The 26,061-nt window shown below is 36.0% G+C and carries 40 protein-coding genes; 6 read left to right on the forward strand and 34 right to left on the reverse strand.

The annotated features are described in order from the left end of the window. Position 1: 1 nt before the first annotated feature. From PI85_RS05745 to PI85_RS05860, 25 genes are all read right to left on the reverse strand, one after another. A complete protein-coding gene (locus PI85_RS05745; RefSeq protein WP_036122560.1) occupies positions 2–607 on the reverse strand; it encodes an HK97 family phage prohead protease in 606 nt (201 codons plus the stop codon). Beyond that, a complete protein-coding gene (locus tag PI85_RS05750) occupies positions 597–1,850 on the reverse strand; it encodes a phage portal protein (protein ID WP_036122557.1) in 1,254 nt (417 codons plus the stop codon). The genes PI85_RS05745 and PI85_RS05750 overlap by 11 nt, the downstream gene beginning before the upstream one ends. 12 nt (positions 1,851–1,862) lie before the next feature. Then, the gene (locus tag PI85_RS05755; RefSeq protein ID WP_036122555.1) at positions 1,863–3,542 is read right to left on the reverse strand and encodes a terminase large subunit; all 1,680 of its coding nucleotides are present in this window, start codon (positions 3,540–3,542) and stop codon (positions 1,863–1,865) included. Further along, positions 3,539–4,000 carry a P27 family phage terminase small subunit gene (locus PI85_RS05760; RefSeq protein ID WP_025114154.1) on the reverse strand — a complete coding sequence of 154 codons (462 nt, stop codon included), beginning with the start codon at positions 3,998–4,000 and terminating at the stop codon, positions 3,539–3,541. Before PI85_RS05760 ends, PI85_RS05755 begins: the two co-directional genes overlap by 4 nt. A 75-nt stretch (positions 4,001–4,075) precedes the next feature. Then, a complete protein-coding gene (locus PI85_RS25025; protein ID WP_255350095.1) occupies positions 4,076–4,480 on the reverse strand; it encodes an HNH endonuclease in 405 nt (134 codons plus the stop codon). A gap of 60 nt (positions 4,481–4,540) precedes the next feature. Continuing rightward, positions 4,541–4,726, reverse strand: coding sequence for a hypothetical protein (locus PI85_RS05770; protein WP_036122548.1), 186 nt, complete (start codon positions 4,724–4,726; stop codon positions 4,541–4,543). Between the two features lie 123 nt (positions 4,727–4,849). Next, the gene (locus tag PI85_RS05775) at positions 4,850–5,365 is read right to left on the reverse strand and encodes a hypothetical protein (protein WP_036122545.1); all 516 of its coding nucleotides are present in this window, start codon (positions 5,363–5,365) and stop codon (positions 4,850–4,852) included. A gap of 505 nt (positions 5,366–5,870) precedes the next feature. Then, the gene (locus tag PI85_RS05780; protein WP_036122543.1) at positions 5,871–6,311 is read right to left on the reverse strand and encodes an ArpU family phage packaging/lysis transcriptional regulator; all 441 of its coding nucleotides are present in this window, start codon (positions 6,309–6,311) and stop codon (positions 5,871–5,873) included. Between the two features lie 56 nt (positions 6,312–6,367). Then, the gene (locus PI85_RS05785) at positions 6,368–6,817 is read right to left on the reverse strand and encodes a hypothetical protein (RefSeq protein ID WP_036122541.1); all 450 of its coding nucleotides are present in this window, start codon (positions 6,815–6,817) and stop codon (positions 6,368–6,370) included. After that, positions 6,810–7,388: a hypothetical protein gene (locus PI85_RS05790; RefSeq protein WP_036122538.1), complete on the reverse strand. Its 579-nt coding sequence runs from the start codon at positions 7,386–7,388 to the stop codon at positions 6,810–6,812. Before PI85_RS05790 ends, PI85_RS05785 begins: the two co-directional genes overlap by 8 nt. A 21-nt stretch (positions 7,389–7,409) precedes the next feature. Continuing rightward, a complete protein-coding gene (locus tag PI85_RS05795) occupies positions 7,410–7,763 on the reverse strand; it encodes a hypothetical protein (RefSeq protein WP_036122535.1) in 354 nt (117 codons plus the stop codon). A gap of 32 nt (positions 7,764–7,795) precedes the next feature. Then, complete coding sequence (locus PI85_RS05800; protein ID WP_036122533.1) at positions 7,796–9,076, reverse strand: DnaB-like helicase C-terminal domain-containing protein; 1,281 nt, start codon at positions 9,074–9,076, stop codon at positions 7,796–7,798. Continuing rightward, positions 9,054–9,821 carry a replication protein gene (locus tag PI85_RS23830; protein WP_082011546.1) on the reverse strand — a complete coding sequence of 256 codons (768 nt, stop codon included), beginning with the start codon at positions 9,819–9,821 and terminating at the stop codon, positions 9,054–9,056. The genes PI85_RS05800 and PI85_RS23830 overlap by 23 nt, the downstream gene beginning before the upstream one ends. A gap of 15 nt (positions 9,822–9,836) precedes the next feature. Further along, positions 9,837–10,064 carry a hypothetical protein gene (locus PI85_RS05810; protein ID WP_036122531.1) on the reverse strand — a complete coding sequence of 76 codons (228 nt, stop codon included), beginning with the start codon at positions 10,062–10,064 and terminating at the stop codon, positions 9,837–9,839. Then, complete coding sequence (locus PI85_RS05815) at positions 10,064–10,807, reverse strand: MBL fold metallo-hydrolase (RefSeq protein WP_036122526.1); 744 nt, start codon at positions 10,805–10,807, stop codon at positions 10,064–10,066. The genes PI85_RS05810 and PI85_RS05815 overlap by 1 nt, the downstream gene beginning before the upstream one ends. 145 nt (positions 10,808–10,952) lie before the next feature. Next, complete coding sequence (locus PI85_RS23520) at positions 10,953–11,831, reverse strand: RecT family recombinase (protein ID WP_052323460.1); 879 nt, start codon at positions 11,829–11,831, stop codon at positions 10,953–10,955. A gap of 2 nt (positions 11,832–11,833) precedes the next feature. After that, positions 11,834–12,028 carry a hypothetical protein gene (locus tag PI85_RS05825; RefSeq protein ID WP_036122523.1) on the reverse strand — a complete coding sequence of 65 codons (195 nt, stop codon included), beginning with the start codon at positions 12,026–12,028 and terminating at the stop codon, positions 11,834–11,836. After that, positions 12,025–13,533 (reverse strand): AAA family ATPase, encoded by a 1,509-nt coding sequence (locus PI85_RS05830; protein WP_036122520.1) that lies wholly within the window; start codon positions 13,531–13,533, stop codon positions 12,025–12,027. The genes PI85_RS05825 and PI85_RS05830 overlap by 4 nt, the downstream gene beginning before the upstream one ends. 21 nt (positions 13,534–13,554) lie before the next feature. After that, on the reverse strand, positions 13,555–13,692 hold the full coding sequence (locus tag PI85_RS24610; protein WP_200886554.1) for a hypothetical protein: 138 nt from the start codon (positions 13,690–13,692) through the stop codon (positions 13,555–13,557). Further along, positions 13,693–13,962, reverse strand: coding sequence for an AbrB/MazE/SpoVT family DNA-binding domain-containing protein (locus tag PI85_RS05835; protein WP_036122518.1), 270 nt, complete (start codon positions 13,960–13,962; stop codon positions 13,693–13,695). After that, a complete protein-coding gene (locus tag PI85_RS05840) occupies positions 13,962–14,306 on the reverse strand; it encodes a hypothetical protein (protein ID WP_036122514.1) in 345 nt (114 codons plus the stop codon). Before PI85_RS05840 ends, PI85_RS05835 begins: the two co-directional genes overlap by 1 nt. A 4-nt stretch (positions 14,307–14,310) precedes the next feature. Further along, entirely contained in the window at positions 14,311–14,613 is a 303-nt protein-coding gene (locus PI85_RS05845; protein ID WP_036122511.1) for a hypothetical protein, read from the reverse strand. Then, a complete protein-coding gene (locus tag PI85_RS05850) occupies positions 14,610–14,849 on the reverse strand; it encodes a DUF6877 family protein (RefSeq protein ID WP_338039986.1) in 240 nt (79 codons plus the stop codon). Before PI85_RS05850 ends, PI85_RS05845 begins: the two co-directional genes overlap by 4 nt. Then, positions 14,846–15,031 carry a helix-turn-helix domain-containing protein gene (locus PI85_RS05855; protein WP_036122508.1) on the reverse strand — a complete coding sequence of 62 codons (186 nt, stop codon included), beginning with the start codon at positions 15,029–15,031 and terminating at the stop codon, positions 14,846–14,848. Before PI85_RS05855 ends, PI85_RS05850 begins: the two co-directional genes overlap by 4 nt. Positions 15,032–15,044: 13 nt before the next feature. Beyond that, positions 15,045–15,290 (reverse strand): DNA-binding protein, encoded by a 246-nt coding sequence (locus tag PI85_RS05860; RefSeq protein WP_036122505.1) that lies wholly within the window; start codon positions 15,288–15,290, stop codon positions 15,045–15,047. A 204-nt stretch (positions 15,291–15,494) separates the two neighbouring features. Here PI85_RS05860 and PI85_RS05865 point away from each other — a divergent pair, with 204 nt between their 5' ends. The 3 genes from PI85_RS05865 to PI85_RS05875 all read left to right on the forward strand — a co-directional run bounded on the left by PI85_RS05865 (position 15,495) and on the right by PI85_RS05875 (position 17,682). After that, positions 15,495–15,953, forward strand: a complete 459-nt coding sequence (locus PI85_RS05865; RefSeq protein ID WP_042737486.1) for a helix-turn-helix transcriptional regulator — start codon at positions 15,495–15,497, stop codon at positions 15,951–15,953. Between the two features lie 11 nt (positions 15,954–15,964). Next, positions 15,965–16,417, forward strand: coding sequence for an ImmA/IrrE family metallo-endopeptidase (locus tag PI85_RS05870; protein ID WP_042737487.1), 453 nt, complete (start codon positions 15,965–15,967; stop codon positions 16,415–16,417). A 74-nt stretch (positions 16,418–16,491) separates the two neighbouring features. Next, a complete protein-coding gene (locus PI85_RS05875; protein ID WP_036122501.1) occupies positions 16,492–17,682 on the forward strand; it encodes a site-specific integrase in 1,191 nt (396 codons plus the stop codon). A gap of 243 nt (positions 17,683–17,925) precedes the next feature. On the opposite strand, the gene PI85_RS24395 is transcribed toward PI85_RS05875, so the two are convergent. Beyond that, positions 17,926–18,084: a hypothetical protein gene (locus PI85_RS24395; RefSeq protein WP_158499504.1), complete on the reverse strand. Its 159-nt coding sequence runs from the start codon at positions 18,082–18,084 to the stop codon at positions 17,926–17,928. A 66-nt stretch (positions 18,085–18,150) separates the two neighbouring features. On the opposite strand from PI85_RS24395, the gene PI85_RS05880 reads away from it, so the two are divergent. Beyond that, positions 18,151–18,612 (forward strand): hypothetical protein, encoded by a 462-nt coding sequence (locus PI85_RS05880; protein ID WP_029986952.1) that lies wholly within the window; start codon positions 18,151–18,153, stop codon positions 18,610–18,612. Positions 18,613–18,662: 50 nt separating this feature from the next. Here the strand turns inward: PI85_RS05880 and ytxJ are convergent, their stop codons facing one another. From ytxJ to PI85_RS05910, 6 genes are all read right to left on the reverse strand, one after another. Next, positions 18,663–18,992, reverse strand: coding sequence for a bacillithiol system redox-active protein YtxJ (gene ytxJ, locus PI85_RS05885; RefSeq protein ID WP_036122499.1), 330 nt, complete (start codon positions 18,990–18,992; stop codon positions 18,663–18,665). 99 nt (positions 18,993–19,091) lie between these two features. Further along, complete coding sequence (locus PI85_RS05890) at positions 19,092–19,505, reverse strand: VOC family protein (protein ID WP_036122496.1); 414 nt, start codon at positions 19,503–19,505, stop codon at positions 19,092–19,094. Between the two features lie 69 nt (positions 19,506–19,574). Further along, positions 19,575–20,216, reverse strand: coding sequence for a 3-oxoacid CoA-transferase subunit B (locus tag PI85_RS05895; protein WP_036122494.1), 642 nt, complete (start codon positions 20,214–20,216; stop codon positions 19,575–19,577). Continuing rightward, positions 20,216–20,923, reverse strand: a complete 708-nt coding sequence (locus tag PI85_RS05900; RefSeq protein ID WP_036122491.1) for a CoA transferase subunit A — start codon at positions 20,921–20,923, stop codon at positions 20,216–20,218. The genes PI85_RS05895 and PI85_RS05900 overlap by 1 nt, the downstream gene beginning before the upstream one ends. A 119-nt stretch (positions 20,924–21,042) precedes the next feature. After that, positions 21,043–21,915, reverse strand: a complete 873-nt coding sequence (locus PI85_RS05905) for a LysR family transcriptional regulator (RefSeq protein WP_036122488.1) — start codon at positions 21,913–21,915, stop codon at positions 21,043–21,045. A gap of 221 nt (positions 21,916–22,136) precedes the next feature. Further along, positions 22,137–22,775, reverse strand: a complete 639-nt coding sequence (locus tag PI85_RS05910) for a LysE family translocator (RefSeq protein WP_036122487.1) — start codon at positions 22,773–22,775, stop codon at positions 22,137–22,139. Positions 22,776–22,941: 166 nt separating this feature from the next. Here PI85_RS05910 and PI85_RS05915 point away from each other — a divergent pair, with 166 nt between their 5' ends. Both PI85_RS05915 and PI85_RS05920 read left to right on the forward strand, forming a co-directional pair. Next, the gene (locus tag PI85_RS05915) at positions 22,942–23,364 is read left to right on the forward strand and encodes an SRPBCC domain-containing protein (RefSeq protein ID WP_036122484.1); all 423 of its coding nucleotides are present in this window, start codon (positions 22,942–22,944) and stop codon (positions 23,362–23,364) included. Next, positions 23,364–23,684: a helix-turn-helix transcriptional regulator gene (locus PI85_RS05920; protein ID WP_036122482.1), complete on the forward strand. Its 321-nt coding sequence runs from the start codon at positions 23,364–23,366 to the stop codon at positions 23,682–23,684. Before PI85_RS05915 ends, PI85_RS05920 begins: the two co-directional genes overlap by 1 nt. A 35-nt stretch (positions 23,685–23,719) precedes the next feature. On the opposite strand, the gene PI85_RS05925 is transcribed toward PI85_RS05920, so the two are convergent. After that, on the reverse strand, positions 23,720–24,499 hold the full coding sequence (locus PI85_RS05925) for a YqhG family protein (RefSeq protein WP_036122479.1): 780 nt from the start codon (positions 24,497–24,499) through the stop codon (positions 23,720–23,722). A 16-nt stretch (positions 24,500–24,515) separates the two neighbouring features. Next, complete coding sequence (locus tag PI85_RS05930; protein WP_036122476.1) at positions 24,516–26,030, reverse strand: DEAD/DEAH box helicase; 1,515 nt, start codon at positions 26,028–26,030, stop codon at positions 24,516–24,518. Positions 26,031–26,061 lie beyond the last annotated feature (31 nt).

Below are 26,061 nucleotides of genomic sequence, written 5' to 3' on the forward strand. Positions count from 1 at the left end.
GTTAGTTTCCACCTTTCATTTTTAAAAGCTCAATTTGTTTTTCATATAATGAGTAATCAATTTCTTTATTAGATTGCGTTTCTTCTGAACGATTTTCGATCTCGGCTTTAAAATCAGCACCACGAGTTTCAGAAATTGCTTGTTCTTCTCCGCGAGCCTCGATTGAAGTAGCAACATAAGCTGGCGTAATATCTAAAATAGACACCTCTAAAAGCTCAATGTCTTCTAAAGTTCGTTTCTGAATGCCATCTTCTCCGTCTTCCCACAACGGCTTATTATCAACAAAGCCAAATGACCAACCTTTAAGCTCGCCATCTTTTGCTTTTTGAATGATTTTTTCATCAGATACATGAGCAATAGCACGTAAACCGATGTTATCCTCATACAATTGCAAATTGCCCTCTTGTATTGACCCAAGCTTACGGTTTTTATCGTGATTGAATAATAGATCAACATTTTCAGCCTTATCTAAAGCTCTTTCAAACGTTTTAGCACGAATTTTTTCTTTAAAACGGCCTTTCGGTGAAGGTAAAACGCGACTTTCGCGCTCAACAGCATTTACATAGCCATCTAGTAATACTTGATTTCCTCTAATTTCAATCCTCAACTTCTTCACCTCCCTTCTCGGATACCTGGCCACCTTCTGAAATATCTGCAGTTTTATTGGTGTTTGGTGTGTAAATTGTCTTTGTTTTTGGATCATACAAGACATCTTGCAAGCCTAATTTAATGAAATCTAAACCAAGTGGTGGTTGATCTTCTAAATATCGAACCTCGTCAATCTGCATCCAGCCAGTTTTAATAGCAATTTCATAAGCTTTATAGCGTTTTTCAATGTCACCTTTGATTAGCTCTTTCATATCAAAAGCAAAATAAAAAGACTGCTCTTTTTCCGATGGAAGAAGCAAGTCCTTGTTCAATGCCGTTTCTATTGCTCGAATAATCGGCAGTATGCAATTTTTAATAAAGTTTGTATGCACTTCTTCACTGGCCGAGCCATCCAAAATGCTATCAGGCACTTTAAAGAGTTTGTTTATTTCGCTTGAATTGGTCTTTTTGTTTTCATTCAGCTGCATTTCAACCGATGTACTTGACGCCTCTTTGAAATCTAAACCATTATTTAATACAACAATGTTCTCTGTATTGTTCTTGTATAAATTGTTCCAGGCTTCTTTTAATTCCGTAATTGCATCCTTTGACAATCGGCCCAGCGACTTTAAGAAACCTTTTTTATTACCACCCGTTTTCACGAGTGATTCCTCAAAAACAAGCGTATTGTACGCAACCGATAAAATCTTATTGTGATCCTTAATAATGCCATTGCCTGTTACACCGTCTTTTGAATTTCGAGCGACCTTTATAAATTCAAACTCCCGATAGTTCACTCCATTAACGGAAATATCATAGCTTTTAAATATCGGATCAATACCGACTAACACTGATACATTTCGATTTTCTACATAGTGAATACTTTCGACATTGTTTCTTTTTCGATTTATATATGCATATCCTGCACCTTCCAACAAGTAATCAGTTACTAGGGCCTTTTTAAATTGGAAGCCATCTAGTGTGTCGTATGTCTCGTCATTCAGCAAAATAATTCGTCTATCTTCTTCCACTTCTTCGACTTTACCGCTGGTTTCTTTGTGTAATTTGATAGGTAAAGTCGCAATAATATCAGAAATCAAATCTACACAGGTGCCAACGCTAGGTATACTTAGCGCTTCTTCCTTTGTTAAAACTGCACTTGTTAAACCTGCTTGCAGCAACAATTCATCCATTCCACTTTCGCGAAATTCCTGAATACGTCTATAATCACGCCATTCTCGCCACTCTTTTATTAATCCCACAATCTCACCTCCTTAAATGACTTGTGCGCCCCAATCAGCATCAGGATTAAAGATGACATCATGCTGCAGTAAATAGATTGCATTGATTAGACTTACAACCATATCGACCTTGCCTGTTGATTTTTTCTTATTAACATAAATGTTTTTATTTGTGTCCTCAGTGACTTTGGCGTTTTGAAAGTTTTCTTCTAGCAATTCATTTTCGGTATAGTGAAATTCTTTATTCATAATCTTTTCACGTAATAGCTTTGTAGCTGGGTGTAATACGCTTGAATGCTGTTTTACTTCCACAGTAACCAAACCCTCTTTTTCTAGTTTCTGAGCAGTAGAAAGGCAGTTATAACGGTCATACGCTACGCCCATTACAAACACGCTGAATTTTTCTTCAACCTCCAAAATCATTTGTTCGATAAAGCCATAATCAACAGTCATATCACCACAAGAAAAACATTTCCCTGACTTAATGTGATCGTAGTAATTAATCTTTTCCACTCGGTTTTTATCAGGAATACGCTCTGTCGGTACAAACGCGTAGGAATCAGCATATATTTGCATGTCTTCCTCTGTCACCATCGAAAATGAACAGTTATCATTCGTCATGGCCAAGTCTAAACCTAACCAAACTTGACGACCCGACCAATCGAAATTATCCATTTTACATTTCCGCAAGTCTTCCACATTTACATACGCTTCACCACTATTAGAAGGTAAAAAGTGATTCATATGTTTACAAAGATATTCCTCACGCTCTGAGGGCTTTTCTATGGCTGATTTACGGCTATCTCGTATCTCGTTATAGTTTTCCTCAACTCTCAATGGATTAGCTTGTAATAGCCCTGTATCGTCCCATAAATGCTCGTCCTCAGCATAATAAAGCAGCGCAAACATGCGATCATCTTCAATGAAACCGTTAAACACTTTCTTCGCATACGCCAATTCTTCCAGCATGATAGATTTATCCTCAGCATAGGCCGTTGTTAATTTAAAACGTAATGGATTTTTAACGTTTAATTGTCCAGATTTCATGGCATTTATATTCTTATAATCTTTAAACGCGCCCACTTCATCAGCAATAAAAGCAGATGGACGGATCGAGTTGTTTCTATTCGCCTCTGCAGTACGTGCCTGATAAAAACTATTTGTTAAAGTACATACAATTTTTCCGCTTAATGTTTTGGGAATCACAAAGTATTTAGCAACGCCTGGGCTGGCCATGATAATTTGTGTCATAGCCTTTTTTACTTCACCTGCAAGCTCACGGTCCAAACAGATAGAATAAAACTCCGAATAATCATCCTCTGTAAGCATTAAGATGATGATGATTAAGGCACAAATGAACGTCTTCGCATTCTTACGAGGAATAAACAACGTAATATCACGGTACCTAAACTTTTCTTTATCGTTTTTAAAGCGCCATCCGAAAATGTTGACAAGAAAAAAAGCCTGGAATCCTTCCAAGCCTTCTAATATCGTTTTCCCTGCAACGCCTAAACCTGTAGCAAAGTTAAGTAATTCTAATAGACCCTCTATCTTTTCTATTTCTTCCATGTCGAAATAGTAATCAAAATCATCCTCATACTGCTTTTCTAAATCCTTTAGGAACCAATTACACTGAATAATGACCTCTTTTGTTGTAATTTCTTTGCCTTTTACAACTCTTTCAGCGTATTTTACTGCCTTTTCGAATATCATTTTTTGCCACCACTCAATACTTTTAACAGTGGATCATCTTCTTCAACTCGAACTTGGAAATTGATATTTCCTAGCTTTGCTCGACTTTGAGGAGATAGGCTTAATTCATTACAGCATCGGAAAAACTCTTTTGAATACTTATCTTTAGCACTCAATAAGTTACGATCTAAAAGCCTTTCAATATCCCTGTTAATAATTCGTTCAATTTGCTGCACTCGGTCAATAGCTACCGCACAGGTGCTTAGAATATAAATATCGAGATTACCAAGAATCCCACTTGCTTGTAACTCCTTCACAATGAAATTGAAAATTTTCTTTTGCCTTGCATTCAGGTGTGTAGGAGGCAAGATTTCATCGGCAGCACCTTTTAATTTGTCTTCTGTTTGAGTACGAATTGCGATTTCTTCCTTCGTTAAATTCTTGCTCATTGTTTTCACACTTTTTGACGGTCTAGCCAATTTCCTCACCTCCTTAAAAATTTTCATTTAGGGAATTTTTTTTGAACAAATGGGGGCAGTCGGTGTACAGGAATTTCACGATTTTTCACCAAATAACAGGGGGGTACTCTCCAAAATAATATTTTTTAATTCTTTTGCAGGTATTGATCCCTTCTCTGCCAGCTCATGATGATAACGACACAACGATATAAGGTTGTCATCCTCTAGCCTCTTGTCCCATGCGTTAGCTATAGGCTCTATGTGATGCACCTCTAAGTCTGTGAAATTATATTGCATCTGAGTATTGTATAAGTTGCGTAGACATACTTGGCATAGATGTTTGTCACGATCAGCAATGTGCCCTCGCTTATTCTTCCATGCCCTTGACCATCTGAATCTATCAATGTATGTGGTCTGCTTTGAAGCTACTGGCTTAGATGCACACTGTTGACCGCGCTTATGAATACCACCACAATAAGTGCAACTCTTTAGCAATATCATCACCACCTTTTAAGCATAATAAAAAGCACCTCAATTATTGAGATGCTTAATATTTCAAATTTATTTATTAATACTTTTATAGATTTTCTCGAAAGTAGTAGTAATAGCTGTATCACCAAGTGCTGAATTTAATTGATTTTGCTTTGCACCCTCATTACCTTCTCCATAACTTGATATAATCTCTGCGCGAGCCTTCACAACTGCAATTGTTAAATCTGTAGCCAACTCTCTATTTGTTTTCGTCATTGAAATACACCTCCTATCTACCTTATCTATCATAGGATAAATGGAATGGATTGTAATTACAAGAAATAAAAAACATAATAAAAAGCAACACTTTATAGATGTGACTAAATCTCTTTATTCATTTTAAGATTTCCTATATTTATCTACTTCATAATGTAATTTTTTCATTTTGGCCCTTAACTCTTTTGTATCGCTATCTTTGTTTATTTTATCTAAATCTAAATATATGTCTAATAAATCTTCAGCCCACTCACCATTAATTTCTTCTATCATCTTTTTCATCAAATCTTCGAACTCTTTGTCTTTTTTTTCTAGCCATGCCGATTTTCCTTTATTTTCATCTATATCGGTAGTCACTTCATTTAGCCACATTAACATATTTAAAACAGTTTCGTAATTACTATAAATAGATTGCCTTACTCTTTCTTTTCTATCTAAACGAAAAGCTAGATAGACACCACCTAAAGTAATAAATCCTGATAGAATACCACCTATATAACTTCCCCAAAAGCCAAGCCAAGCTGAAAACTCTGCAGGTGATTTAATTACATAAAGGTTAGCTACCGAATTAATAACTACAGGAATTATCAAGACCACCAATAAAATAATAAATAAATATCTTCTTCTCAAAACTTTCATTATTAATAAATCCTCCTATTCACTTAAAAGTTTAAATGAGTTGAAGGGTTTAATCATTAATATAATTTTGATATGGATGGACAAAACCATCCCTTTGTAATTTCAGTTTAGTTGATTACGATATTGAATTATTCATAGCATAATATCATCCCTTCTTTATTATGATGATCTACCCTAGCAAAATGTATTTGCTAGATAGTTTTCTTTATTGTTTTCTTTATTGTTTTCTTTAGAGTTTTTGCATATATAGAAGGAACTCGTTTCACTAGACGCTAATTAGCGACATTACTAGACGCTAATCCGCGACATAAGTAGACGCTAATCCGCGACATAAAAGGTGACGCTAATTAGCGACAGTAACCACTATGGAAATGAAAAAGGAATCAACTAAGGTCTCCCTTAATCAATTCCCTATGTTATTAATTTATCATGTATAAAACCAAATGCTTCACAGTAAATTACTAATATTTTCATTTAATTTTGCTAATATTTTTCTACCATTTTTCTACATAGTACGTGCAATGTTTAAATCTAATGCCAGTTTGTAGAAAGCTTTCCAACGTATTTTGTCATAAGTAGTTGCAGAAATAGGCGGTTGAAATTTAAAGCAATATACTTTCATGTCCGTTAAGTATTCGGCATCATCAGCCATGTACCTGGATTCAATTAAGAAGCGTTCCATTGGCGGCAGTCTCTTTACAGCACGTTCTATACGATCACAATATTTACGCCTTTCACTTTGTTCATCTACGTTGTAAATTGCTACTGAGCCTGTTTGGTCACTCGTCAGATTACTCTTGCCACCGCCTATCTCATCTAATCGTGAAGTAGTTGCAGCTTCCTTTTCTTCAAATGTTAAGTATTTAAAAATGCGGTATCTTTCTAATTCACGCTCTACAGCTGCTTGCGTTGCTTTTCTATCTAATTCAGGTAATTCAAAGGCCAAAGTCGTTCCTCCTTCTGTTCAAAAGGAATGCCCTAGAATTAACTAGGGCAGTTTAATTAATCTAGTAAATCATCCTCATTTTCTTTTTGAGCTACATCATCTATGTTCATTTGTTCTACGACCTCTGTAGTTCCATCACCATTCACTTTATATTCGATTCCTTCATGATGCTCTTCTTCATCATCAATATCCTCAATGCTCATTTGGCTTTGCTCAAGCAATAATTTAATGTTAAAGCCTGCCTTTGGATATAGTTTAATAGTTTTTTCTTCGCTATCACCTTTAGCTTCAAACTTGAGTACGACTTTCTTGCTATCGCGTTGAATTGATTTAAACTCTGCGGAAAGCTTAACATCACCAATTTCAATTATTACAATGCTGCCTGCCATACCAATTAATTCAGATTTATATTTAACATCATCACCCAGGATATGAAACTCTAAAATTTCTTTTTTATCATCCTTTTGTATCTTTTTAAATAAAACGTCTAATTCTACTTTAGCCATTTGTCACACTCTCCATTTCGATTGTTTTATTTCCTAATATCGATTTAACTACCTCTGCTTGATAGACAGGACAACCAATAAAATCAGGTCTATTAAACTGGTACATGATTCTTGCAATTTGAGCCAAAATATATGCATCTACAACGTTGTCACTATTATGTGAAAAGCCGTAGTGTTCTTTTACTGATTTCATAACTACCTTTTTCTTTTCTACACCTGTAATGCGTTTTTTGTTTCCCACTTCTCCAGTAAAGCCAGTAACATTTACAAATTTCTTAACAGCACTAGGAGCAACTTCGTAGTATGTAAATCCTCGTCTAGTTAGTGACATTCTCATGCCCCAACCAATACCACCAAGCTGTATGCCTTGCTGTGTTGCAAATCCAAATCCCTCGATTGTAATGATGTCACTTTTTTGCATGTGGGCCATAACTTCGTCAATAAGGGTAATCATTCGATAAGGATCTTTATCACCTATACCTGTTAATTCTTTGGCTCTAAGTACCTGGCCACTTTCATCAAGTGCGACAAATCCTGTTTTAGTCGATGGATCTAAACCGATGAATCTCATAATGATCCTCCAAATCTTTTATCAATTGACTTTACGAAAATTTACTGATTCAGAATAATATCCGTTCGATTCACCAACCCAACGTAAAGTTACATAGCCTTTAATAGTAGCGAACTTATAGAATGTCCATGTTGCACTTTCGTAATTGTCGCTTTCAGGAGGACTTTCTATAACTTCCTCAGCCATTAATAAAGGACTGCCTATTAAATCTTCTAAATCCCCGATAGTTTCTTCTAACCAAACACTTTCACAACAATCTTGTTCATGATACATCTTGAATTTATCTCCTTCTGTTGTTAGGAAATAAAGTTCATCGTTGCTAACCTGTTCAATTGATACAAGTGTTTTGTTTAATAATGTTTCTACCGATGCCATTTTTGTTCACCCTTCCTCACAATATCTTTCTACTATTTATCCAATTCGATAAATTTCTGTTTCCAGCCCATAAATAACAGCTTAAATTCATTCATGCCAATGTCTCGACCTTTTGCAAAGAACTGTTGAATGACCTTGCCTTGTTGCATTTTGTCAGCTGGATCATGCCATAAAAACTCAACAACATCTGCGTCTTGTTCTATGGATGATGATTCTTTTAAGTGTGACAGCTGCGGCTTTTTTACATTGTCGCTTTCCCTGGTCATTTGCGATAACATCATGAAGCAACAATTCATATCACGCGCTATCTGTTTGGCCGTTGTTGTTACATTCCCGATTGCTTGCGCCCTGGTCTCATTTTTACGTTGGGGAATGCTCATAATTTGTAAGTAGTCAACAGCGATCATGGCAATTTGGCCATAGCGTTTTTTAAAGCGCCTTGCCGTGGCTCTAACTTCCTCTATCGTGACACCACTTGAATCCTGTACGAAAATAGGCAACTTCTCCAACTCTTTATACGCGTACTCAATCGTGCCTAATTCTTCTACTTTAAGTTCTTTATTTTTTATGCGGCCATAAGCTATTCCTGTTGAATTAGCTATCATACGATCATACAGTTGATATTTGTCCATTTCCTGACTAAAAACAATCACTGGACCACTTTTGGCAACACCCATAATTCTTTGAAGAAGCATAGCTGTTTTACCAACACTAGGACGTCCAGCGCTAACAAACAACCAACCTCTCCAAAGGCCATGCGCCCATTTGTCATATAGATTAAATCCAGTAGGAATAAACTCTGCTCTTTTTAAAAGATGTTCAAAATATCCTTGCCTTGTATCTTTCAAACTTTGCATTTTGCCATCATCTTCGGGCCTTACTTCTGAGGCCAATCTTTCGATCTCAGCAAAATAATCATCATCTGTTTCAAAATCCTCATGTACGAGATCCATTATTTTTTGGCCAACATCCGTTCCACGTCTTCGAATTGCTCTTGAACGGACAATATTTGCATAATGGACAACATTGGATGCCGTTGGACACGAAACAGCTAACTCAGTTAAGTAAGAAATGCTTATTTCGTCCATCTTGTTATGTTGCATGTACAGCTCAATAACTGTTGTAATATCTATTGGTTGGTTTCTATCATCCAACCATTTCATTACTCTATAAATTTGTTGGTGACGCGCACTAATGAAATCTCTTGATTCTAGAAAAACAATGTCATTAATTACATCCGGTTCAAGAAATATAGCACCCAAGACGGACATTTCTGCATCTAGTTCATAATCAGTTGCTCCAATCAAAGCCATTTGGATCATTCCCATCTTGTACCCAACGCTGGAACTCTATTTCTTTATCTCTCGGATCATATTGTGGCTTTTGCTTTGGCTGAACAGGTTTCTTTTCAGCATTCATTTTTATTGCTAGTTCAACAAACTTATCTCTAAGTTTTTTCGCTGATAAAACATTGGTGCGCCAAAATGAGTCCTGTGTTACCCAATCCATTACTTGTTTGGCCAAGTGCTTATCCACTTGATCTATTTCAATTAGCTTTCGCATATCATCAGCCCAGGTTTGCATGTTGGACTTTTTAATTAAATGAGATATTCCTGCTTCATCTGCTACTGCAGCAACTTTTTCATGAAAGTAAACTGCCATTTTGTAATAAGTATTATCTTCATCGTATTTTAACTTTTTAGGTTTATCAGGGATTTCAGGATCTATCTCATTAGTTGGCAGCTGTTCATCCCACTCTTTATAATCTTTATTAAATCCCATAATTTTCGCTCCTTTTGCACCAATCCCAATAACTGAGATTATGTTTCTATCAATCAATGTTGTAAGTTCTCTATTTACTTGAGTTCTGTTGGCATTAATTGCTTTTGTTAAAAAGCTTGTGGACATTTCATTGGTTTTTCGCTGAAAACCATACGTGTATCTCCAAATGGCCAATACCAAACGGAATTGTGTGCCATTGAGATTGGTCTTCATGATATGATCGAAGATTTCATTGGCAATCCGTGTATGCCCATTTTTGAGTTGTGGACTTGCCATGATCACTCACCCTATTCATGCTTTCAATTGGCTGTAGATGTACTTACTAATTTCCTTTGAAAATGCTTCTATGTCCTGACGTTCGTTATCGTCCTGATATGGTTTGCTTAACCACTCATCGATAAGCGTTGCAACAGCTGCTGAAATATTTTGTAGTTTCATAATTTCCATTTGTCGTTTCAACTCAGTATTTTCTTTTTGTAACAATTCAAAAGCAGCTAAAACTAAAGTATATGGATGCATTAAACGACCTCCAATTCGTAATGATTGCCTGCTTTGAATCCTTTATTTGATAACTCCCTATTAACGGTCATTTCCGCTAGCATAGGAAGGTTATTCTTGCTACTTAAATGTGTAAGATATATTCGTTCTCCTTTGCCTACTACAAGCTCTCTGAGGGCTTTCGCCGTTTGTTCATTTGATAAGTGGCCAACATGACTCAATATCCTCGCCTTAACGCTATTAGGGTATTCAGATGCTTCAACCATTCGTGGCTCATGGTTTGCTTCGATAATGTAAATATCGCTATTCCTCATGGCGCTCAACATGCTTTTATCAACTAGGCCAGTGTCTAAGCAAATGGATACTTTAAAGTTATCTAAAGTCCATACAACATACCCCCTCGGATCGATTGCATCATGATGAACATTAAAATGACTTACTATAAAGTGGCCACAACCGAAAATACCGCCAACACCAATTGGCCTAATTAATTCATCCTCAACGGTAGTAATGTTTTTCCATTCGCGTTCGCCCGCATAAACAGGGATTTTATATTTATTGGCCAACGGCAGCCCTTTTATATGATCGCTATGTGCATGTGTAACAAAGATTGCTTTAACGTTATTGGGTGTTATGCCTACTTCCAGTAGCCGTTTCTCTATCTTTGTTTTAGCAATACCTGCATCAATTAGAATGGTAGTTTCATTAGTTGTTAAAGCTATACAGTTTCCACTTGAACCACTCGCTAAGATGTCAACTTTCATTTTCTACCCTCCAACTCCTTATGGCACCGTGAGCATATTTCTAGCCCACGGTATAGGTTGTATTCACTTTCATTCATTTCTTTCCCACACAGCTTACAATCCTTATTTCTCTCATAAACTATTGTTTGTGGTAGTTTCATAGTTTTTACTCGAGTAAATCATCATTACTTTGTTGTGAAGCTAGCATTTCAATATTCATATCTAGCAATTCAATCAATCCAACCATTTCAGCCTCGGTAGCTGTTGCAGGATCAATATTTGGAGCGTTTTTATCCAGGTATTCTTGTACAGCTTGTTTCGTTGTAATGCCAAGCTTCTTTAACCTTGCGTTAATTTCCTTGCGTAACTCGTCAGCGCGAGTTAGTATAGGCTGTTCAACTGGCGGCTCTAACTGTTCCTGGTTAGGTGTAATATCTCTGCGTGATTGCGTAACAGGTTTAGGTCCATCATTTTGTGTGATCGTTACATCTTCAAATGACAATCCATATTGCTTTTTCAATGCACGTTGCTGAACATGTTTTCCGAACATGTCACTTGTCCATTTGTTCCAGTTGTCTTTATTTTGGCCTGTGAACATATGAGATACTTCGTCAATGTCCATAATTACTGTCACAGGTGGATACCCTTCTCGATAAGCAACTGAATAGGCTCCAATAATCTTTCCGCGTGGAAAACCGATTTCATGTTGTATCACTTCCATTTGTTTTGTTTCATTATTCATTGCGATTTTAAATTCATCATTCTCATGTACCATTTGAGTATCAGGTGGGATAAATCCATCCTGTTCACGCGCTTTTGAAAGATAAGCCTCAGCTGCAAACTGTATACGTGCTTGGCTACCATATTTAATAAAGAAGATTTCATTTTTGAATGGATCTAAGCCATATGATGCCGCCTTGTGAGCGAATAATAGAAATTCTTGATCATTGGCTGTTGGAGCAATTGAGTTTCGAATAACCTCTAATACTGCAGGTTGAAAAGCCTCTGTAATTTCAGGTGTTAAAGTAGGTAGGTTTCTGTTCATAATTAATGTGCCTCCGAAAATTTATTTAGGCCATTTTTGACCTGTTTTTTCATACTTTCAAATGCTTTGCTGTAAAGTTCATCAGTATCTTGTCCCGGCTCTACCGAAATTGTTACTGCAGCATCAACTTTTACGTTTTCAAAGTTTCCTAGATTTTTGGTATATGTGTAACCGACAGTGATTTCTTTAGCGTTCATTCAGAAATGACCTCCAATTCTTTACCAGCAACAACTCGGCTAATTATGAGTTGTCCATTTGGTTCCTTAAACTTAGTAATGGTTTCAGCATTATCTACAAAGCAAGGTACGATAAGATCACTTTGCTCTGACAACACATCACGAATTTCAAGCCCTGCTCTTGTTTGTTCACTAAATGAAAGTTTCATATAATCTTTGCCATCCATTTGAACAATGAAAGTTGGTTTATTATCACCTGTTGTTCTTACTTCTTCGAACAGTTTTATTGATAAATTTTTGAACAAGTCTTGAACCTTCTTAACTTGTAATTCTGCCTCTTTTGCTTTGAAATCTTTAATGGCATCCAGGATAAAAATGGACTCATTTAGTGATTCAAGCGTTTCTTTTTCGTTCACTTCTGCAGCAATAACTTGTTCCTCTAAACCCTTATATTGCTTATGCTTAGAAATCTCGTATTCTATTGGATTAATCTTTTCTTGAAGTAAACGCGCTTTTTCCAATTGCTCTGATACATCCACATATTCAAGTGTTTTAAGTTCTTCCTCCAACGCCTTTCGTTCATCTACAGCCTTTTGGAACTTCACTTTAACTTGTTGTATACGCTGCTCTTTGTCTTCCTTTACTGCATCAATAGCTTCATCTTGTAGTGTTTGATTACATACGCTGCAAGTGTCTTGTATCTGTTCACTTTTAAGCTGATTAAAATGGTCTTTAATGTCGTCACGTTCTTGTGACAAAACATTAATTTGGTTGTTTAGTATATTAATTCTTCCATTCACCGTTTGAGCTTTGTCTGTCACTTCTTCTATAGCGTTTCGTTCCTTAACAAGCTGTTTCAATTCCACATTTAGCGAATCTAATGGAATTGTTGGAGCATTTTGTTCTAGCTGCTCTCTTAACGTCTTGGCGCGGCTCTGAGCAGCTATATACTGCTTATCAAGCTTGGTTTTATTGGATCGATGGATTTTATCTAAATCCTCTAAAGAATGCTTTTTAACTAATGTGGCCAACTTGCCCGATTGTGGCTTAGGCAATTCTTTTAATACTTCTTTATTTGCAGGTGCAGTCGTATATTTTAAAATCATTTGACGCTGTTTTTCCCAATGTAACGTGAAGAAGTAACTCGGATTAAAGAGTGATAAGAATAGATCTTTATCAAATAACTTCTCTACTGCCTCGTTAAATTCAGTAGCTTTGGAAGGAACCTCATTTACATAGAATTTGTTGCGTCCTTTCGCAATTTCACGGCCTAAAAGAAGTTCTCCATCCTCAACACTTAAATGTAGTGTTACAAGTGTGTTGTCTGCCTGATATGTTATTGGTGTAGGATCTAGTTTGCTCCCCACCATGTCGGTACCGTATAATAAGAATGTAATTGCTTCACCAATGGAGCTTTTACCTTTTGCATTATCCGCGAGGATCTTAGTCATGTCGCCAAACTTAACTACAAGATCCTTGTGGCTTTTAAAATTCTGTAAGCTTAATTGTTTGAATTTAATTTCCACAGTTCTTACCTCGTTTCACTCTTATTTTTTGTCCATTACAATGGTGCCTCGCTGCCATTCAGCAACAAATTCATGAAACATCCAGCCCTTATTGGCCAGGTTATGTTTTACGAAATAATCACCCAGGACTTCTAAAAGGCAATCATTCACTTTTTCCATCTACTTCAACTCAATTTCAGTGATTAATTTTTTAGCTTCTTCGGGACTTAAAATAAGCTTTCCACCTAGCAAAACGAAATTATCATCTGAGACTTCACCAGTAACAGCGCATGCCATACTAGGCTTGTATTTCTTCAAAATAACCTGTTCACCATTCACAAAAATTTCTAGTGGATCTCCTTCATCTATCCCCAAAGTTCTACGAATTTCCTTTGGAATAACCACGCGCCCTAAATCATCGATTCTACGAACAATACCTGTTGCTTTCATTAACAATTCACTCCTTTAATTTTTGTGTTTAATAAGATACATGTTGTTTCAATTGATCGTGCTACAAGCTCGTCTATTGGTGTAGCAGTACCGTCAATAATTTTATTTTTATATGTGTTAAAGTACTCTAGCAGTTTTTCCTCGGGTGTTTGCTCTGCGGTATAGCCACAATACAAAGCCTGGCAAATTACATCTAGATCCAGTCCGTTTAAAGCATTATTTGAATCTAAGTCCCAGCCCTTCGGATTTCTTACATGCGCATCTACAATGACTCTTTTTGTGTAGTACATTGTTAGACGATCTAGTGCTTTTGCTACATCTTGACTAACCTTCACTTTGGCCATTCCTTCACCCCCATTTAATGCTGAAATATTGAAGCTTATAAGCCCCTAATAGCCCTTGTTTGTTCTCAGTTTCAAATTCGCAATGAAAACCTTTTGACTGCAGCTCTTTTTGAATAACCTTCAAAGCTCTGACATCATCATGTCTATCTACACTTTGTCGCCAACCTGTATAACCATCCAATGCGGAGTCTTCGATTTTAGCAATGATCTTTTTAAATAAAGGGCCATTCAAAACATCTTTTTCATAATTAGCTTGGCCATCACCTGATAACTGTTTTAAAAATTCAGCTGTTGGAATTTCGTTCATTCTAATTTGCCTCCCTTAATTGCCTGATAAACTTTCTGAGCATAAGCCACTTGTTGCTTAATGTATGGATCTGTTTCTTTACCACCACTTGCTAGCCAGTCACCTATACGCTGTTTAACATCAGATAGAACAGATATAGGTAACTCACAAGCAATTTGGTGTAACTCATACAGTGGCGTAATACCACTCGTTAATGCTTGGCCAACTAATGAAACTGGAACAGGTTTTATGTTCATTTGGTTTCGCCACCTACGGTATTAGTGACTAACCAATGTTCAATTGTAGGCCTGTGAAATAAAATTCTTCCTCTCACTTTTGTATGAGGAATTTCTTTTTGACGTACCATTGTATAAACAGTTGTATTACTTACCCCTAATTCGTTCGCTATTTCCTCAACTGACATAGTGAGTTTTTCCATGTACTCCCTCCTTTCATAAACAAACCACTTGTTGCTCACTTTCATCTTCTGTTTCAATCTCGTCCTCTTTTTCAAAAAGATATTCGAGACTACATTTTGGAAAGAAGTGCTTTTTAATCATTAATGCCTCGTCATAATAGAAACGGTATTTTCCATTAACTTTGTCATTAACAGTTGCATAACGAACATTTAAAAACTCTGAAATATCAACCATTGTGATACCTTCCCTAGCCATTTCTGCTCGTAAATTTTTATACATTGTTGCATCACCTCGCTTGCTTAGAACGCAATTGCGTCCTTCGTTATTTACGAATATAAACGTAATTGCGTTCATTGTCAACTGATTTCCGAAGAAAAAGAACGCAAAATCGTCTTTATTCTATTTACATACGAAATTGCGTATAGTATTATATACAAAAGAACGAAATTTCGTATAAACTGTTAATAAAAGGAGTTTTTATAATTGGAAAAGGCGAAAATTATTGAACGCTTAATTGAGGAAGCTGGATATAGTAAAAAAGCATTTGCTGAAATGATTGGTATTCCACCCACAACATTAAGATCTATGTTAGCTAGAGGAATAGGAAATGCATCAGTGGATAACGTGCTTAAAGTATGTAAAGGTTTAGGTATTACTACAGACGAGTTAGAACAAATGGCTACTGGAGAAATAAGTGTTGAAAAGCCATTTGCTCCAGAACTAACTGAAAAAGATGAAAAATCTATACAAGAAGAATTACAGAAAATGCTTGAAGGATTATCTAAAAACGGACATGCTGCATTTGATGGAAGAACACTTGATGAATTGAGTGAGGAAGAATTAGAAGATAGAGAGTTATTAATTTCGAGTTTAGAAAATTCATTAAGACTAGCTAAACGAGTAGCTAAACAGAAATTCACCCCTAAAAAGTTTCGTAAATAGGAGTGTTGCGTGTGTGTTCTATTAAGTCAACAGTCAATCAATTAGTAAATAAATATGGCACTAATGATCCTTTTAAAATTGCTAAATTCATGGGAATAATAGTAGTATTTGAACCTTTGGGCAATGCATTAGGCTATTACAATAAACATTTTAGAGTTCCTATTATTCATATAAACCAGGATGCTGATAGAAAATCTCAATTCTTTATTGCAGCACATGAACTAGGTCATGCGGTTCAACATTCAGACACTAGCACGTCTTTTTTGAAAAAGCACACTCTTTTTTCTACAGATAAGCTTGAAATAGAAGCTAATACATTTGCTGTTGAATTATTACTACCTGACGAATTATTTATAGAGAATAATAGTTGTTTTACCATCTATGATGCTATTAAAGAACAAGGTATTCCCGAAGAATTAGTGTCTTTAAAAAGTATAGATGGTAAAAAAATTTCCCTAAAATAGAACGTACATTCCTAAAAGGTGGTGATTATTAAGTAAATTAAGGATCATATCTATAACGAAAGGAGAAAATTAAAATGGCAAACATCGAAAAACGTGGAGAAAATTCATACCGTTTTACTGTCTATTTACCAAAGGATGCCAAAGGAAAGTATCCTAAAAGGCGTAAATCTATAACTATTGAAGATAGAATGTCACCAAAGCAACTTAAAGAATTTTTAGATCGCGAATACCTAAAATTTAAAGATGAAGTTTTATCAGGAAACTATGTACAAGCTGAAAGAATTCTATTTAAAGATTTTTCAGGACAATGGGAGAAAGACTTTGCCTCTACCCTTGCTCTAACGACATATGGAAATCATCAACGTAAATTAGAATTGCATATTATTCCTTTTATAGGTCACATGCGTATGGATCAAATAAATCAATTTCATCTTATGACCATCATTCGAGATATGAAACGTTATGACGGCAAAGACGATCCAGTTACTTATCACAGTAAACAAGACGTATATAGAACACTTAAAAGTATATTTAAGTACGCTGTAAAATGGGGTGTATTATCTGCTAATCCTATGGATGGAGTTGAAAAGCCTCGCCCTAGTGATACAGATGATGTGGATAAAGAGATGCAAGTATATGAAGAAGATGAAATAGAAAAGTTAATGCAGATGTTACAAAGTGAGTCAGAGTTATGGAGAATGATGTTCACCTTAGCATTAGCTGCTGGATTGAGAAAGGGTGAGCTACTAGGCTTAGAATGGAAAGATGTAGACTTTGAAAATCAGCAAATATACATTCACCAGTCAATCGTTTTGACTAAACAAGGCCCACATATTAAATCTACTAAAACAAAAAAATCGAAACGCTATGTAACATTACCTGATTCAGTTATGGAAGAATTAAAGGCATATCGAATACATTGGGCAAAAGAGAAACTAAAAAAAGGTGACAAATGGATCGAACAAGAAAGAGAATGGTTATTCCATTCATTTGATGGGACACATTTATATCCTACTAGCCCTTCAAAACATTGGCATAAATTTATTAATGGTCATAAATTCAAATATATTCGTCTACACGATTTACGGCATACATCTGCATCATTATTAATTGCACAAGGCGTACACGCTAAACTAATTAGTGAACGTCTAGGACACTCTGATATATCAGTAACAATGAATACTTACGGTCATGCTTTCAAGTCTGCTGATCGTGCTGCAGCTGATAAACTGGATAGCTTCTTTAGAGTGAAAAAACAATCTTAACCCCTGGGGTGATATTGGGGTTAAATTGGGGTTAAAATTGTTTATAAATAATTGTAATTAATGATAATGAATGATAATAACATTTACAAAACCTTTGAATAACGATATTTATTGTAATTATTTATAAATAAATTACCCTCAACAACTCATTTGAGGAGTGGTGGTTTAAAACTTTCTATAATAACTACGGCATACGCGGCTTTTTATATTACATTTACTTTTACAGCACCTTAGCCAATATGGTTAAGGTGCTTTTTTATGTTTGAAAAATGTATCTAAATACCACATACGCATTTGCCCTACAGCACCTGCTATATCTTCATTTTTAATTATCCTATTCCTAAACCCCTCAAAAAGGACATGTTCATCTACCGTTTTAAATCCTAGTTTTAAAAAGTGCATACAACCTTCTCATATTTTGTATAATTCCCTTCCAATTTGCCCATATATGGAGTAACAAGGGAGGTAATGATATTGAAAAAGTTAATGTATGTAATGGTATTTGCTTCACTGCTTCTAACAGCTTGCGGAAAGAGTGACGATCCAAAAGAGGTCGCAGTAGATCAAAATACTTCCGTTGAAGATATTGTCGGAGCAATTGTTAAAAATGAGTTCACGGTTGAAGAATCCAAAGGTGTTGTCACAATATCAATACAAGATACGGATGTGACAGAGGGATCGAAAAGTCAGATGCTGAAGGACTCCACTAAAATTTTTGCTGATTTGTCGAAGCTGAAAGATGTAAAGACACCTGCTGTTACTTGGTATGCTCCCCTTACTGAACCAGATGGAGATAAAACCATGACAGAAGTATTGAATATTTATTTTAGTGAAGAGGATTATCATAAAGTAGATTGGGCTAATTATTTACAGGTTGATATCGAATCAACCGCAACGAATTATCATGAAAGTGAAGCTTTAGAGGATTAATTTTATCGAAACAACAGATACCCCCACATGTATGAAGGGGTATCTGTTGTTTATTTCACATACAGGCTAAGTCCCTCCGCTAAAAGAGACCGTTTTATTTTGTAGTGGGTTGCTTGCCAAATTCCTTTACCATTCTGCAAAATTAATAACTGTGGTGATTCGTGCTTTACCTGTAGATCACGTTCTATGGCGTTGGAAACATCACGTTGCTTTTGGACAATGACTACATATTTAGGTAATTCTGTCGCTAATGCTTTGAACTCTTTTAAAGCTGAAATACTACTTATACATGTCAGACTAAATTTCAAGACAAGACACGGCATTTCGTGAGATTGTTCTAACACGTCTCTCCAACTATCCAAAGTTTTAATTCGTTGCATATATAAATACCCCCCTTATAAAGTATATACTATACAGGGTATTTATTTTGACAAAAAAACACGAGACTACTATTATAGCTCGTGCATTCCTTCTTCTGTTTAAATGCCCTCTGTATTCATTAATACAAGGCGCCAGCCATCAGGGTCCTCAATCGTAATACCCTTCTGCATCCAATATGGATTCTCAGGCTCTACTTCAGGGTACCCCATTCGTGATAAGCGTTTAGCAATGCTATGAATTGTTTCTTTATTTGGAATATAGAGCACTAACAGATTGTCCTTACTTGGGGCAGGACAAGGGCTCCCTTCAACATGTTCTGTAAATTCCAAATGATAGTGTGCATTTGGAAGACCAATCATTATTCCTGTATAGCCACGATGCCCTGAAAAAGAACCAATTTTCTTTAATCCTATGCCCTCACAATAAAATCGTTCAATTTCTTCTAATTGATCTGTTGGCCTTGCTACTCTGACCTGTGCAACTGCTAGTTCATTTGTCCATTGTTGGTCCATCCGGAATTCTCCCTTTTTAAATGAGTATAGGATGATACAACCACGTTGAAAACAGTCCTAAGTCTGAAATTATTGTGCTAAAGCTACATGAAATGAAGCCGCAGTCTTTGCTTTTACTTCCTCTAAAGTAACGCCTTCTGCTAATTCAATAAGCTGCATCCCGTCTTTAGTAAAATCAAATACAGCTAAGTCCGTAATTAACCGGTGGACAACACCTTTACCTGTTAATGGGAGTTCACATTGTTTTTTTATTTTGGATTCACCGTTTTTATTAACATGTTCCATAACGACGATGACTCTTTTTGCTCCTACTACAAGGTCCATGGCGCCTCCCATTCCTTTGACCATTTTCCCTGGAATCATCCAATTTGCCAGATCCCCGTTCTCTGAAACTTCCATACCGCCTAAAATAGCAAGGTCAATATGGCCACCGCGAATCATAGCAAATGATTCTGCACTATCAAAAAAGGAGGCACCTGGCATAGCAGTCACGGTTTCTTTCCCAGCATTAATTAAATCGGGATCTACGTCATCTTCAACTGGATAGGGACCGATGCCAAGTAATCCGTTCTCTGATTGTAAAAGTACTTCATAATCGGCTGGAATAGCATTGGCAACTAAAGTTGGAATACCAATACCTAAATTTACATTCATGCCATTTTGAATTTCTTTTACTGCTCTATTTACGATTCTTTGTCTCGTATCAGCCATCACGCTTCCCCCTTTTTCACTGTCAAACGCTCAATACGTTTCTCATAACTTTCACCCAATAAAACACGTTGAATGAAAACTCCTGGTGTATGGATATGATCTGGGTCTAACTCGCCAACTTCTACAATTTCTTCAACCTCAGCAATGGTAATTTTACCTGCCATCGCAGCTAGCGGATTAAAGTTACGTGATGTTTTTCTATACACTAAATTACCTAGCTTATCTGCTTTCCATGCTTTAACCAGAGCAAAATCAGCAGTAATTCCTTTTTCTAATATATAGTCTTTCCCATCAAAGACCTTTACTTCTTTGCCTTCAGCAATAGGCGTACCAACTCCAGTAGCTGTATAAAACCCAGGAATCCCTGCTCCTCCTGCACGTAGGCGCTCGGCAAGCGTTCCTTGAGGCGTTAACTCTACCTCTAACTCACCACTTAAAAATTGTTGCTCAAAAATTTTATTCTCACCTACATAAGAGGCAACCATTTTTTTTATTTGCTTATTCGCTAATAGTAAGCCTAAGCCCCAATCATCTACACCGCAGTTATTACTGACGACTGTTAAATCCTTCGTGCCCTTTTGCACTAAAGCTGCAATAGCCTTTTCTGGTATACCGCATAGACCAAAGCCTCCTACTGCTAACATATCTCCGTCCTTAATATCAGCAACCGCTTCTTCAAATGAACCCCACACTTTCCCATCTTTCATCTCGAAACCCCCTAAAATTGCTCGTTTATTAAGAAAAATTCTACCTTATCAGCATTTTACAAGTAAAGGAATTAATTAGAATACTACTTATTCCAAAATAGAATAAATCGCTATATGTCTTACTTACGTATCGTATTAAGTAACTGTTTTAAGGCATACGATTGATATGTATTTTTTTTGGTGATAATCCCCAAACGCCAGGGCATGTCAAAATTAGCTAAGGGAATCATTTTGACATTATTATTTGTTTGCTTAGCAGCAATAGAATATGGCAGTAATGTTATTCCTAAATTTGATGATACCAGTTCAACTATCAAATCCCACTGTGAACTTTTATAGCCTATATTTGGTGTGAATCCAACACTTTCACATGATTTAATCACATAATCATGTAAAGCGAATTCCTTAGCAAAAATAATAAAGGTTTCATTTTTTAAATCCTGCAATTGTATTTCGTTAAACTGAGCTAATGGGTGTAGTTCATTTATAAATACATAAAATTGATCTTCTACAAATGGCTGAACCGAAAACTTCCTTTCATCCGTCGGTAGTACGACAATACCCATATCAACATCACCGTTTTCTACTAACGTCCCCACCGTTTTTGCACCTCGTTCAACAAGCTCCAAATGCACGTCAGGATATTGTTGATGAAATTCTCTAGCTATTTTCGGAAAAAATAATGTCCCAATTAAAGGTGGAATCCCTAACTTGATGGAGCCTGTCTTTATATTTAATAAATCATCTAGTAAAATGTGCAGGTCTTGAACGGAACGCATGATTTTTTGCCCCTGTTTAAAGACAATACTGCCTGCATCTGTTAGCTCGACATTGCGTGTAGATCTATTCAATAATTCTACATGCAATGTATCTTCTAATTTTTTTATGCTTTTACTTAGTGAAGGCTGAGATACAAATGATTCATTCGCAGCCTTCGTAAAGCTACCATACTCGACAACAGACATAAATGCTTTTAAATCTCGTAATTCCATAACTATCTTCCCCATTTATTCTTTTTGATGAATGCCTCAGCAAAATTCTCTTATAGTAATTAATTCTTCTTCATCTATGGTAATCCTTCTAAAAAATAAGTGCACTGAAACTACAACTTTCATTCAGAAGATATTCCTGTATTTTTCACACACCTCTTCAACAAAAAAATACACCACCTATCATTAGATTATTACATCTAAATATAGTGGTGTATTGGATATTAGTGTGCCTTTTCCAATGCTAATTTAATGCCGAAGCCTATTAACACCGCACCCGTCAATCCTTCGATTACTGCCTTAGTAGTTGGCCTTTTCATAAATGCACTAATGCGATCTAATAAATAAACATAAAATACAAACCATAACATCGTTAAAGTTGTATATATTAATCCCATGATTAAAAACGGTAGGAATGTTCCACTCGTTCCATCCACAAATTGAGGAAGAAATGTTAGGAAAAATACAGCCACCTTCGGATTCGTCACATTAGTGAGGAACCCTTGCTTAAAGCATGATTGATGTGAGTACTTATGATCCATATTAGCTTCATCCTGCACTTCGGGTGATTGTGCGCGAATTGTCCGTAAGGTCCACAATGTTTTAATACCCAAATAACATAAGTAAACTGCACCAATATACTTTAATGCAGCAAACACATAAGCTGATTTCACAATGATAGCGGAAAGCCCAATGACTGCTGCACACGTATGAATCAATAAACCACCGCAAGACCCTAAAATAGTCTGCAAGCCTCCTTTTCTACTTACAGTCAAAGTATTCTTTGTCGCAATAGCTGTATCTGGACCAGGTAAAATTATGAGTAAAATGCACATAATTAAGAAAACAGAGATGTTCACCATTTTGCTCCCCTACTTTCTGTCAGAAAATTATAAAAATAATTGTAGCATATGTACTTCCTTACAGAAAGATACTAAATTTTTTCTTTTGACATTGACATACAACCATTGGGTGTTATATATTCATAACACCTAATGGTTACATTTTATCTATAAAGGAGATTGACACATGAGCGGAAAATTACCCGATATTGTTAAAACAATTACACTTAATGCACCTATAGAAAAGGTATGGGATACTGTAGCAACTGCAGAAAAAATCGCTTCTTGGTTTATGCCCAATGATTTTCAACCTATTGAAGGTCATGAATTTACGATTCAATCGCCGTTTGGTCCTTCACCCTGTAAAGTTGAACGTGTAGATGCGCCACATTTTCTAAGATTTGCTTGGGATGAGGATGGTTGGTTCGTTACTTTTGAGTTAAAAGAAGTCGGAGAACAAACAGAATTTACCTTAACACATGGTGGCTGGAAGGAAGCTTCACATATTATTCCAAAAGCTAACGCTGCTACTGAAGCCATACGCACAAAAATGGATGGCGGCTGGACAATGATCATCCACCATAAATTAAAAGAAATTGCAGAAGCCTAATGATCCAAGAAGCAATTAAATATGACGTTTTTCAGGCAATTGCAGATCCTACAAGAAGAAATGTTTTAAAGCTACTTGCATCTAGTGATCGACCTATCTCTAATATTTCAGAGCATTTTGCGATTAGTCGAACAGCTGTCGTGAAGCACTTAAAAATTTTAGAACAGGCAGAACTTGTGTCTGCTCAAAAAAAGGGGCGCGAAAGGATATACACTTTGCATAGTGAGCGTTTAAAGGAAATTGAGGATTGGCTCCAATACTTTCATTTATTTTGGGACAATAAATTGGCCCAGCTACAAAGCCTGGTGGAAGACAATTAAAAAATGGAGCTGTCTTATTAGGGACAGCTCCTTATTTAAAAGAGATAAAATAATCCTCCATTAATAATGTCAATTTTAATTTTAGATTCGTATTGCTCCTCTAATGCTTTTCTTTCAATTTCATAGCATTCCGGTTTATCCTCTACATCCTCATAAAAATAATCCAATACTCGTTGATCACGTTGCCATCTCTTTTGTGCTTCAATGGCCCACGAATGATCATCCTTTTCAATAATGGATTCCACTGCTGCATTTAATCTTTCAAGAGCACGTACTGGTTTAATTATATATTGCACATGAAAAACATTCTCTGCTGGTTCGGTGTCAAAATCTGAGGCATAAATCGATTCATGAAAATTCTCTTTGATAACACCCGTTAATAAATTAATACCAAATGAATACATCATTTCTTTTGTCCGATCACAGCTATAGGAAACTTTAAAATTAACGCCTAGCCATGGTGTAAGGATAACCTGCCCCATTGCATGATCAACTTTTTCAAATAATTGGACATAGGCACCTAGTTCTCCTGTCGCATGAAAAAGCTGATTTAACCGTGGTGAGCCATAATGAATCACTTCACCAAACAAGTTACCGGCCATAGCTGTCTGATCTGTAATAAAGGTCACTTGAGCTGGGTTTGGTTCACTATTAGTTGCCTCTATATATTGCCAATAAAATGGTCTATTCATAATTCTTTTATCAATATCTACCGTCAACTGCACGGTCAAAGAATGATCCTCTTCCCCTAAAATAGGGCATTCATTTTCGGTGAAAAATCCCTTTAAATACTCATGAACTTGCTGCGGATACATAGTTTCCCTCCTTACCTCATACTGATTTTTTTAAGTTTGTTAAAATGGCATCTAAATCACCAACCACTTTTTCAAACACATCGATTTTGGTATGAAGTAATTCTAAGATTTTTTCTTCAATGGTATTTTCAATAGCAAGATTATATATGTGAACATCATGCTCCTGCCCCAAACGATGGACACGACCAATTCGTTGCTCTAGCTTCATTGGATTCCATGGTAAATCATAATTGATGACATGATGACAAAATTGAAGATTTATTCCCTCTCCACCAGCCTCTGTGGCAATAAGTACTTGTGCTCTTTCTTTGAATAAATGCTTCATATAATCTCGTTTACTTTTATTAAATTTTCCGTTAAACAATACACTTGTAATACCTTTAGAATGTAAATACCATTGTAAGTAAATTTGAGTTGCACGGTATTCTGTAAAGATAATAACTTTATCCTTCGCCTGTTCAATAATCTCAATCGTCTTTTCTGCTTTAGAATTCACTTCTAACGCCATTAGTTTGGCTATAATATCTTCCATTTCTTGTGATTGTCCATGCTCCTTCAGCATATTTGTTAATGTTAATGCTGTTGCTTCCTTGCTACTGCACATTTCCTTCTGCAAAGTAATTAATGCAAAAGATCCTTTGTTTTCAAGTGAGCCAAGGAGATCGTAAACTTCTCTTTCTTCTTCCGTAAAGGTAATCGGAACAATTTGAACGCAACGATTGGTCCATTCAATACCTGTATCTTCTCTTCGATTTCTCACCATCACCTGATTGACCAATTCTTTCAAATAATCATCATGTTCTAGATGATGCTTACTAGCTGAAAAGGCAGATTGGAAGGTATCATAGTTCCCCAGATGTCCTGGTTTTAATAAGGAAATTAAATAATATAATTCGAAAACATCATTTTGTATAGGAGTGGCAGTTAATAATAAGCAAAACTTTTTCTTTAATCCTTGGACGAACTCATAAATTTGTGTTTTATTATTTTTTAATTTATGGGCCTCATCAATAATAATCATATCGTAATCCTGCTCATAAATACGCTCTCTATGAGGGCTCTTTTTCGCTGTATCCATACTCATGATAATGACGTCATAGCGCTCTATTGGACAATTTTTTTTATAAGCAATAGCAGGTATATGAAATTTTAAATTTAACTCTTCAATCCATTGATTAATAAGAGAAGCTGGCGCTAATATTAACGCTTTCTTCACAAGGCCCCTTAACAGATATTCTTTTAAAATCAAACCCGCTTCAATTGTTTTACCAAGACCTACTTCATCTGCTAAAATGGCTTTTCCATTCATGCGTTCAATGACTGTTTCAGCTGCTTCTAGCTGATGTGCAAGAGGTTTTAAATTTGGTAAATACTTTGTAGCTTGTAGACCTTTGAAATCAGGGATTAATTTCATTTTTACAATATCATAGTTCATCTTATATAATGTCCAGCTATGCCATTGTTCAAGATCATTGACGCGATTGATAAAGCCTTCTTCCCACTCTGACGACCTCTCTATTTTCATGATCATCACCCCACCATGTCAGTATTTCTCCTTAGGT

Source organism: Lysinibacillus sp. A1 (assembly GCF_000801965.1).
GTDB lineage: Bacteria > Bacillota > Bacilli > Bacillales_A > Planococcaceae > Lysinibacillus > Lysinibacillus fusiformis.